10 protein-coding genes are annotated in these 8,702 nt (G+C 59.7%); all 10 read left to right on the top strand.

Features of this window, described 5'->3' with window-relative positions; translation table 11 throughout:
- Positions 1 to 180: 180 nt before the first annotated feature.
- The 10 genes from ABCN01_RS08085 to ABCN01_RS08040 all read left to right on the top strand — a co-directional run bounded on the left by ABCN01_RS08085 (position 181) and on the right by ABCN01_RS08040 (position 8,661).
- The gene (locus ABCN01_RS08085; RefSeq protein WP_161144583.1) at positions 181 to 672 is read left to right on the top strand and encodes a hypothetical protein; all 492 of its coding nucleotides are present in this window, start codon (positions 181 to 183) and stop codon (positions 670 to 672) included.
- Positions 673 to 707: 35 nt separating this feature from the next.
- Complete coding sequence (locus tag ABCN01_RS08080) at positions 708 to 1,475, top strand: GntR family transcriptional regulator (protein WP_342996129.1); 768 nt, start codon at positions 708 to 710, stop codon at positions 1,473 to 1,475.
- The gene (locus ABCN01_RS08075) at positions 1,460 to 2,173 is read left to right on the top strand and encodes a GntR family transcriptional regulator (RefSeq protein ID WP_006235877.1); all 714 of its coding nucleotides are present in this window, start codon (positions 1,460 to 1,462) and stop codon (positions 2,171 to 2,173) included. The genes ABCN01_RS08080 and ABCN01_RS08075 overlap by 16 nt, the downstream gene beginning before the upstream one ends.
- 275 nt (positions 2,174 to 2,448) lie before the next feature.
- Positions 2,449 to 3,510 carry an SIS domain-containing protein gene (locus ABCN01_RS08070; RefSeq protein WP_117770657.1) on the top strand — a complete coding sequence of 354 codons (1,062 nt, stop codon included), beginning with the start codon at positions 2,449 to 2,451 and terminating at the stop codon, positions 3,508 to 3,510.
- 21 nt (positions 3,511 to 3,531) lie between these two features.
- Positions 3,532 to 3,951 (top strand): PTS sugar transporter subunit IIA, encoded by a 420-nt coding sequence (locus ABCN01_RS08065; protein WP_342996128.1) that lies wholly within the window; start codon positions 3,532 to 3,534, stop codon positions 3,949 to 3,951.
- Positions 3,952 to 4,008: 57 nt separating this feature from the next.
- The gene (locus tag ABCN01_RS08060; protein ID WP_055252644.1) at positions 4,009 to 4,491 is read left to right on the top strand and encodes a PTS sugar transporter subunit IIB; all 483 of its coding nucleotides are present in this window, start codon (positions 4,009 to 4,011) and stop codon (positions 4,489 to 4,491) included.
- 294 nt (positions 4,492 to 4,785) lie between these two features.
- Positions 4,786 to 5,559, top strand: coding sequence for a PTS mannose/fructose/sorbose/N-acetylgalactosamine transporter subunit IIC (locus ABCN01_RS08055; protein ID WP_006235882.1), 774 nt, complete (start codon positions 4,786 to 4,788; stop codon positions 5,557 to 5,559).
- Positions 5,540 to 6,373, top strand: a complete 834-nt coding sequence (locus ABCN01_RS08050) for a PTS system mannose/fructose/sorbose family transporter subunit IID (protein WP_006235883.1) — start codon at positions 5,540 to 5,542, stop codon at positions 6,371 to 6,373. The genes ABCN01_RS08055 and ABCN01_RS08050 overlap by 20 nt, the downstream gene beginning before the upstream one ends.
- A 113-nt stretch (positions 6,374 to 6,486) precedes the next feature.
- Positions 6,487 to 7,332 carry a sugar phosphate isomerase/epimerase family protein gene (locus ABCN01_RS08045; protein ID WP_117770651.1) on the top strand — a complete coding sequence of 282 codons (846 nt, stop codon included), beginning with the start codon at positions 6,487 to 6,489 and terminating at the stop codon, positions 7,330 to 7,332.
- 267 nt (positions 7,333 to 7,599) lie between these two features.
- Entirely contained in the window at positions 7,600 to 8,661 is a 1,062-nt protein-coding gene (locus tag ABCN01_RS08040; RefSeq protein ID WP_161144580.1) for an SIS domain-containing protein, read from the top strand.
- Positions 8,662 to 8,702: the final 41 nt, after the last annotated feature.

Genomic DNA, 8,702 nt, shown 5'->3' with positions numbered 1-8,702 from the left:
GCCTTGTTTTGAGAAGTTCGCGGAGCCCACTTCTCAAAACAAGGCAGGCACCCCGGCCCTCGTCCGTTAACTCTTCCGCTGGGCGAGCCTTAGACGCCGCGCACCGATAGGGTAAGGCAGCGGCTTGAAATTGGTGCTATATTCAGCTTGAGTTGTTTAATGCTAGTACGGGAGGCTGATATGGGGCTGTTCAAGAAGAAAAACCCGCAGGATGCCTTTGATCCCGATGTGTTTACCATCACGGATACGATTTTGGACCCGCCGCGGTTTACATTTTTGCCGGCCATCTACCAGGATGCCACGCGCCGCAAGTGGGCCGTGCATCAGCGCGGCGGCGAGCCGAAGATTTTTGACTATGCGGACGTGCTGCAGTGCGAGATTGTCGAGACCGGAAATCCCGAGGATGTGCCGGAGGTTAGCAAGCGCGAACTAGCTCAGCAGATTTTGATTAATCCAGCTCAGGCTACCAAAAACAACGCTGCCAAGCGTAATATGTGCCTTGGTATGGGTGTCATCGTTGCCGTGCAAACCGGCGAGGATGAGATTTCGAAGCTTGAGATTCCGGTGACCGCGGGCGAAGTCAAGCGAGACTCCGGCCTATATCGATCGTATCGGAACGTTGCGGAGCAGATCAAAGAAGCCTTCGACGCCATGGGGCGTCCGGAGCAATGATGCCCGCAGCATCAAGCGGTTGAGGAGCCTTGCCCATGTCGAGTGAACCATATGCGATTCCGCCCAAAGATCGCGCCTTTGAGGGCATTCTTTGGTATATCAAACATTATGACCTGCAGAGTGGCGACCGGCTGCCCGCCGAGCGTGTGCTCTGTGAAGAGCTGGGCGTGTCGCGCACGGCGTTGCGTGCTGCGATCACGCGCCTTATTTCGTGCGGAACTTTGGAAAGCCGCCGCGGTTCGGGCACCTATGTGTGTCCTCCCAAACCGCTGAACATCTTTCAGGAAACATGGAACTATACGCAGGCGGTGGAGAGGGTTGGCTCAAAGTCGACCGCGCGCCTGGTTTGGTCCAAGGTCGTGTACGCCGATATCGATCTGGCCCAAAAAGCCCAGATCGACCTGGGTACACCGCTCTTCTGCATTCGGCGCGTGCGTGTGGTCAACGGTTCTCCGGCATCGATCGAGACGGCTTACGTCAATCTGTCTTTGTGCCCCTCGCTTCCCGATCATGATTTTGAGCAGGAGAGCCTCTACGACGTTTTGCTCAAAGAGGGGAATGTCCATGTGACGCACGGCAAGGAGCATATTTCCATCAGCCGTCTGAACGTCGACGAGGCCAAGTTGCTGAATGCTCAGGAGGGCACGCCGGTGTTTTACAAGGCTTCGCACGAGCGCGACGAGAACGATGGCTTTGTCGAGTATTGCAAGTCCGTGATTCTGCCGACCAAGTATCGTTTTGCCGATAACGGCGAGGCAGACGGCGTTGCGACGAAGGTGGGTGTCGAATGGCTGATGCAGTAGAAGACTTGCCGGTTTACAAACAAATTCGCCGCTGCATTGCGGAGCGAATCGAGCGCGGCGACTACCCGACGGGCTCGATGATTCCGTCCGAAAACGAGCTGGCCGAGGAGTTTGGCACGACGCGCCTGACAATCCGAAGCGCCATGGACGAGCTGGTCAAAAGTGGCCAGATTCGTCGCGTGCAGGGCAAAGGCGCCTTTGTGGGACACAAGTGGTTTGACGAGCACGAACGCAAGGGCGGCTTCCGTCAGTCGGTTCTGGCATCGGGCGCGACGCCGTCGGTGCGCATCCTGGCGCGCTCCAAACGCTACGCCGGCCCGTATTATGCCGACTTGTTTGGCATCGCCGAGGACGATCTGCTTTACTCGGTGCGCCGCCTCAACTGCATCGATGGTGAGCCCGTATCGATCGAGATGACACTGATTCCGTGCCTGCTGTTTCCGGGCATCGAAGACGTGGACATTTCGGTCTTCAGCCTGTTCGAGACCTACGATATGTTGGGACGCAAGCCAGATCAGTCGGTAGAGAAACTCGATATCGAGGCGCTGGGCGCACGCGATGCGAGTTTGCTCAATCTTGAGCCGGGCGATCTGGCGCTCGTGCTGGAAGGCCTGACCTATGACTCGAGTGGGCAGGCAATCGAGCATGCCAAGTCTTTTACCCGCGGCGATGCCGGCGGATATACCTACAACTATTAGCGTCTAGAGCGTCCCTGCGCATGGCGGGGGCGCTCGTTTTTACGGATATATGTCGCTTGACCGATGAGCGGCAAAAACTGACCGTCTACCGAGAGGGGAGGATGAAATCATAAAATCGGTATTAAAAACGGCTAACCTGTAATCGTTCACTGGTATTAAGAACCTTTGAATTGTTGAGCTTGGGGCCAAGATGTCCACAAGGTTAAGCGGTGCGACGGGGCGGCAAGCCCGTTCATTCCGTGCGACAATTCAAACTGCTCGTGAAAGGAGCGGGAATGAAGGAGACCGAGAAGATCGAGATCATGCACTTCGACCAGGAGGGCTACCTCGAGGACGGCAGGAACGTCTACGAGGCCGGCAAGAAGATGACCGCCCTGGCCGACCGCGTGCACGAGGAGGGCTACGACGCCGTCTTCCTGATGGGCGTCGGCGGCACCTGGGACGAGTTCATGCAGCTCGAGTACCTCATGAACAAGTTCGGCGACCGCGACCTCGAGGTCTACCTGATCCACGCCGCCGAGTGGAACGTCATGGGCCACAAGCGCATGACCGACAGGTCCGTCGTGCTGACCGCCTCCGAGTCCGGCACCACCCCCGAGGTGCTCGAGGCCGTCGGCAAGATGAGGGAGATGGGCGTGCGCGTCTTCGCCATGACCAACCCCGAGGGCAAGATCGGGCAGGCCGTGGGCGCCGAGAACTGCGTCATGATGGCCTCCGACCACGGCGCCGGCGGCTGCGAGAAGGGCTACTACCTCGCCGACTGCTTCGGCCTGCGCCTGCTCAACCGCCGCGGCTGCTTCCCCAAGTTCGACCTGTTCATCGAGCAGACGAAGGACGTCTGGAAGGACATGCTCGACATCCGCAAGCGCTTCGAGCCGCGCGCCGAGGAGCTCGCCAGGAAGTACGCGCTGGCCGACTACACCATGTTCATCGGCTCGGGCGCGCTGTGGGGCGAGACCATCCTGTACTCCATGTGCCTGCTCGAGGAGATGCAGTGGAAGCGCATCCGCCACATCACCTCGCACGACTTCTTCCACGGCACGCTCGAGCTGCTCGAGCCCGGCGTCCCGGTGTTCCTGTTCATGGGAGAGGACGAGTGCCGCGCCCTCGACGAGCGCGTCCGCGCCTTCCTCACCAGCGGCGTGACCGGCGACGAGGACTACGTCATCATCGACACCGCCGAGTACGCGATCCCGGGCCTGGACGACGACTTCCGCGTCATCGTGTCGCCGTGGATCCTGTCCGTGCTGACCACCGACCGCCTCGCGCGCAACTACGAGCTGGTCACCAAGCACAACCTCAAGTACCGCCGCTACTACCACCAGTTCGACTACTAATTTCATTTGGGGGAAACCGCAATGAGGCAATACATCTTCGCCAGCCACGCGCATTTTGCGACCGGCATCAAGGAGAGCACCGAGCTGCTCTCGGGCGCGCGCGATAACGTCCACGACCTGTCGATGTTTGTCGACGGCCGCGCCGACGTCGCCGAGGAGGCCGCCAAGCTCCTGGCGACCTTCGACCCCGCCGACGACGTAATCGTGTGCACCGACCTGTTTGGCGGCAGCGTCAACAACGAGTTCACCAAGATCGTCCAGACGCGCCCCAACACCTACCTGGTTGCCAACATGAATCTGCCGCTGCTGATCCAGCTGCTCTTTTCGGACCAGGAGGCTCCCGCCGATCAGGTTATCCGCGAGATCCTCGCGGCTGACGACACGCGCGTCAAGTTTGTCAACGACCTGCTGACCGATGCGGATGACGAGGAAGAGTTCTAGTCACCGCCTGCTATTAATGGGGCCGGGTTTCCGGCATGAGACCTTTGGGGGTCAATCATGATTCAACTGCTTCGCGTCGACCATCGTCTGCTTCATGGCCAGGTGGCCGTCTCTTGGGTCCAGGGCTTGGGCTCTGACTGCATCTTCTGCGTTGGCGACAAGGTTGCCAACGATCCCGTCTGGAAGACTACGCTCAAGATGGGAAAGCCGGCCAACGTCAAGCTCGTCATCAAGGACATGGAGCACGCCATCGAGGCCATCAACTCCGGTGTTACCGATAAGTACAAGATGATCATCTGCGTCGCCAGCATCGCCGAGGCCAAGCAGCTTGTCGACGGCTGCCCGCAGATCACCTCCATCAACCTGGGCAACACCAAGTCCAAGGACGAGCAGCGTCCCGATGCCCGTAAGATCTCCCGCCAGATCTTTGTGACTGCTGCCGAGGAAGAGGACATTCGCGAGCTCGTCGGCCGCGGTGTCGAGGTCGAGATTCGCGCTCTGGCCGACGACCCCAAGGTCGATGCCCTAAGCGCCCTCTAATTGGGAACCACGGGCGGCGCGCACGGCGCCGCCCCTATTCGTGGGCGTACCGGATAAACGCTTTACCCGTTACCCCCATCTGCCGTTCACCGGGAGTACACGCCCGTTGAGCGATTGGTATTAAATAGTTTTCTCATGACTATATAATTGGTATCAAATCATTTGCACCGGTTTAGGTGTTAACAGCACACCGGTACAAGCTGGATCTGTCTGGGCGATTGTCGGCATGGAAAAGGGCGCGCTGACAAGTCGGGAATCGCCGCGCGGATCCAAGAGGGATCAAAGGGAGGAACAATGCTTGTTCAAGCGATCCTCATCGGACTTATCGCTGCCTTCGGTAAGCTCGATTATCAGCTCGGTACGCTCTATGCGTTCCGCCCGATCGTTCTGTGCCCGCTCGTCGGCATAGTCCTCGGGGACCTGCAGTCCGGCCTCGCCATCGGTGCGAGCCTCGAGCTGCTCTTCATGGGTTCAATCTCCATCGGCGCTTACGTGCCGCCCGATGAGTGTATTGGCGGTGTGCTCGCCTGCGCCTTCGCTATTCAGCTGGGTCAGAGCACCGAGGCCGCTATCGCGCTCGCGATGCCCATCGCCACTCTGTGCCTGGCCATTAAGAACGTCGTCAATGCCGGTATGCCCCTTCTGGTCGACCGTGCCGACGTCTTTGCCAGCAAGGGTAACCTCAAGGGTATCTACGCTATGCACTGGATTATCGGTCTCGTGATTGTCGTCCTGGCCTTTATCCTGTGCTCGGTCTCCTTCTATCTGGGTGCCGACGCCGTTCAGGGCCTGCTCGACTTCATCCCGACGTTCGTCCTCGATGGCTTTGGCGTCGCAGCCAACATCCTGCCTGCCATGGGCTTCGCCATGCTCGGCCGTCTGGTGCTTACCAAGCAGCTCGTGCCGTTCTACTTCCTGGGCTTCCTGCTGTGCTCCTATGCCAACGTGCCCGTCCTCGGCGTCGCCCTGATCGCAATCATCATCGGCATCGACAAGTACGACCTGCTGGGCCTTGGTGGCGCCCAGTCCCAGCTTTCTGTGGAAGGGGATGAGGACGATGACTTCTAATTCCGAGAACCAGATTACTCGCTCCGACCTCATTAAGAGCGCCGTGAACACCGGCGCCCTGGGCATGGAATTCTCCTGGACCTACTACAAGCAGATGAACATTGCCTTCTGCCTGATGGTCGCCAACATGCTCAAGAAGATCTATGCCGGCCGTCCCGATGATTACGCCGAGGCCTTGCACCGTCACAGCGCATTCTTCAACATCACCCCGCAGCTCGCTCCCTTCGTGGGTGGCATCGCGATGGCCATGGAAGAAAAGGTCGCTCGTGGCGAGGTTGAGCCCGAGAGCGTCAACGACATCAAGGCCGCCCTCATGGGTCCGCTTTCCGGCCTGGGTGACTCCTTCTTCCTGTCCACCCTGCGCGTCGTCGCCGCTGCCGTGGGCATCAGCCTGTGCCAGGCCGGCAACGTCTTTGGCCCCATCGCCTTCCTGCTCGTCTACAACATCCCGGCGTTCCTGATTCGTATCTTTGGCGCTATCAAGGGTTATGAGCTAGGCATTGGCTTCCTCGACGAGGCTCAGAAGACCGGCCTGATGCAAAAGATCATGGCCTGCGTCGGCATTGTCGGCGTTATGGTCGTCGGCGCCATGAGCAAGGACATGTTCTGGGCTTCGTTGCCCATCGCCATTGGTCAGGGCGACTCCGCCCAAACTCTCCAGGACATCCTGGACGGCATCATGCCCGGTATGCTCGGTATGGCCGCCTTCTGGCTCTACTACTGGCTGCTCTCCAAGAAGATCAACCCGATGGTCCTGATCCTCTGCACCATGGTCGTGGGCATCATCGGCGCTTACTTTGGCGTGCTTGCCTAATATGTTCGAATCGCGCTTCCATCGCGTCTAACGGTTGCGTCGATCTTTGGGGGGGCTTGTCGCATCTGCGGCGGCCCCCTGTTTTTTAAAACTCCGTACGAAAGGGGAGGGCTATGGTCGTACCCGAGCTTTCGCTCATGAACATCAACCATCGTTACTACAGCATCGAGACGTTTTTTAAGGCTGCAGGTGAGGCCGGCTATCGCAATATCGAGCTGTGGACCGGCTCGATGCACCTGTATGTGGATTGCCATGAGCACGATTCGGTGGATAAGATTCGCGATCTTGCCGCCCAATACGGTATCAAGATCGTGTGCGTGTGCCCCGAGCAGAACAACCCCAAGCCGTGGAACGTCGCGGTGCGCGGTGAGGCGGGCCAAAAACGCATCCTCTCGTACTTTAAGAATGTGATCGACGTTGCCGTTGAGTTGGGCGTGCCGCAGATTCTGGTGACGAGTGGTTGGGCCTATCTGGACGAGCCGGCTGAGGACGCCTGGGCCCGCAGCGTTGCCATGCTGCGCTCGGTGTGCGACTACGCCGATACGCGCGGTATTCGCGTCGCGCTCGAGGCCCTGCAGCCGTCGGAGTCCGTGTTGGTCAACACCGCACAGGATGTCGCGCGCATCCTCGAGGCGGTCGATCGTCCCAACCTGAAGGCCTGTATCGACTTTGGCGCCATGGAAGTTGCCGGCGACACGATCGACGGCTACTTTGAGGTTTTGGGCGACAAGATCGTTCACACCCACTTTGTAGATGTGGGCGGCGGCACGACGCATCTTGCCTGGGGCGACGGCGAGCGTGATATGCGTGCCGACCTCGAGGCACTCATGCGCCACGGCTATACGGGCTATGTCTCGGCCGAGACGTGTGATGGCCGCTACTATCAGGATCCGTCCAAGGCGACGACTCAGGTTATCGAGATGTATCGCCGTGTGACAGCGGAGATGGAAGCCGAATAACTAAACTGCGCGGTTGCGCCGGAAACGCTTGGGCGGGTCTGGCGCAACGCTTTTATAGCTGGCGAGTTGTGGGGAACCCGTCGGCAGTAGCGCTCGAAATAGACAACTATTGGCGTTGTAATACCACTCGGGCGAGGAAACCGACCGTTCGCCGCAAATCTCCGTGAGTTTGGATTGGTATTAAATAACAAGCAATCGTATGGCTATAATTGGTATCAGCAAGAAGCGCGATGTATAGAATTGCGCACATGTGATGGGAGGACACACATGAAGGAGACCGAGAAGATCGAGATCATGCACTTCGACCAGGAGGGCTACCTCGAGGACGGCAGGAACGTCTACGAGGCCGGCAAGAAGATGACCGCCCTGGCCGACCGCGTGCACGAGGAGGGCTACGACGCCGTCTTCCTGATGGGCGTCGGCGGCACCTGGGACGAGTTCATGCAGCTCGAGTACCTCATGAACAAGTTCGGCGACCGCGACCTCGAGGTCTACCTGATCCACGCCGCCGAGTGGAACGTCATGGGCCACAAGCGCATGACCGACAGGTCCGTCGTGCTGACCGCCTCCGAGTCCGGCACCACCCCCGAGGTGCTCGAGGCCGTCGGCAAGATGAGGGAGATGGGCGTGCGCGTCTTCGCCATGACCAACCCCGAGGGCAAGATCGGGCAGGCCGTGGGCGCCGAGAACTGCGTCATGATGGCCTCCGACCACGGCGCCGGCGGCTGCGAGAAGGGCTACTACCTCGCCGACTGCTTCGGCCTGCGCCTGCTCAACCGCCGCGGCTGCTTCCCCAAGTTCGACCTGTTCATCGAGCAGACGAAGGACGTCTGGAAGGACATGCTCGACATCCGCAAGCGCTTCGAGCCGCGCGCCGAGGAGCTCGCCAGGAAGTACGCGCTGGCCGACTACACCATGTTCATCGGCTCGGGCGCGCTGTGGGGCGAGACCATCCTGTACTCCATGTGCCTGCTCGAGGAGATGCAGTGGAAGCGCATCCGCCACATCACCTCGCACGACTTCTTCCACGGCACGCTCGAGCTGCTCGAGCCCGGCGTCCCGGTGTTCCTGTTCATGGGAGAGGACGAGTGCCGCGCCCTCGACGAGCGCGTCCGCGCCTTCCTCACCAGCGGCGTGACCGGCGACGAGGACTACGTCATCATCGACACCGCCGAGTACGCGATCCCGGGCCTGGACGACGACTTCCGCGTCATCGTGTCGCCGTGGATCCTGTCCGTGCTGACCACCGACCGCCTCTCGCGCAACTACGAGCTGGTCACCAAGCACAACCTCAAGTACCGCCGCTACTACCACCAGTTCGACTACTAAGAGCTGGTCACGGGTCCGATATCTTGGCTGGTTGATATCTC

The organism is Collinsella aerofaciens, assembly GCF_039062365.1.
Lineage (GTDB): Bacteria > Actinomycetota > Coriobacteriia > Coriobacteriales > Coriobacteriaceae > Collinsella.
Note: the sequence above shows the minus strand (reverse complement) of the source record. Positions and strands in the feature narration are given on the sequence as shown.

What these genes read in the sequence shown, in the direction of transcription:
- ABCN01_RS08085 (WP_161144583.1), top strand. Translation starts at nt 181, where the DNA reads ATGGGGCTGTTCAAGAAGAAAAACCCGCAGGATGCCTTTGATCCCGAT.
- ABCN01_RS08080 (WP_342996129.1), top strand. Translation starts at nt 708, where the DNA reads ATGTCGAGTGAACCATATGCGATTCCGCCCAAAGATCGCGCCTTTGAG.
- ABCN01_RS08075 (WP_006235877.1), top strand. Translation starts at nt 1,460, where the DNA reads ATGGCTGATGCAGTAGAAGACTTGCCGGTTTACAAACAAATTCGCCGC.
- ABCN01_RS08070 (WP_117770657.1), top strand. Translation starts at nt 2,449, where the DNA reads ATGAAGGAGACCGAGAAGATCGAGATCATGCACTTCGACCAGGAGGGC.
- ABCN01_RS08065 (WP_342996128.1), top strand. Translation starts at nt 3,532, where the DNA reads ATGAGGCAATACATCTTCGCCAGCCACGCGCATTTTGCGACCGGCATC.
- ABCN01_RS08060 (WP_055252644.1), top strand. Translation starts at nt 4,009, where the DNA reads ATGATTCAACTGCTTCGCGTCGACCATCGTCTGCTTCATGGCCAGGTG.
- ABCN01_RS08055 (WP_006235882.1), top strand. Translation starts at nt 4,786, where the DNA reads ATGCTTGTTCAAGCGATCCTCATCGGACTTATCGCTGCCTTCGGTAAG.
- ABCN01_RS08050 (WP_006235883.1), top strand. Translation starts at nt 5,540, where the DNA reads ATGAGGACGATGACTTCTAATTCCGAGAACCAGATTACTCGCTCCGAC.
- ABCN01_RS08045 (WP_117770651.1), top strand. Translation starts at nt 6,487, where the DNA reads ATGGTCGTACCCGAGCTTTCGCTCATGAACATCAACCATCGTTACTAC.
- ABCN01_RS08040 (WP_161144580.1), top strand. Translation starts at nt 7,600, where the DNA reads ATGAAGGAGACCGAGAAGATCGAGATCATGCACTTCGACCAGGAGGGC.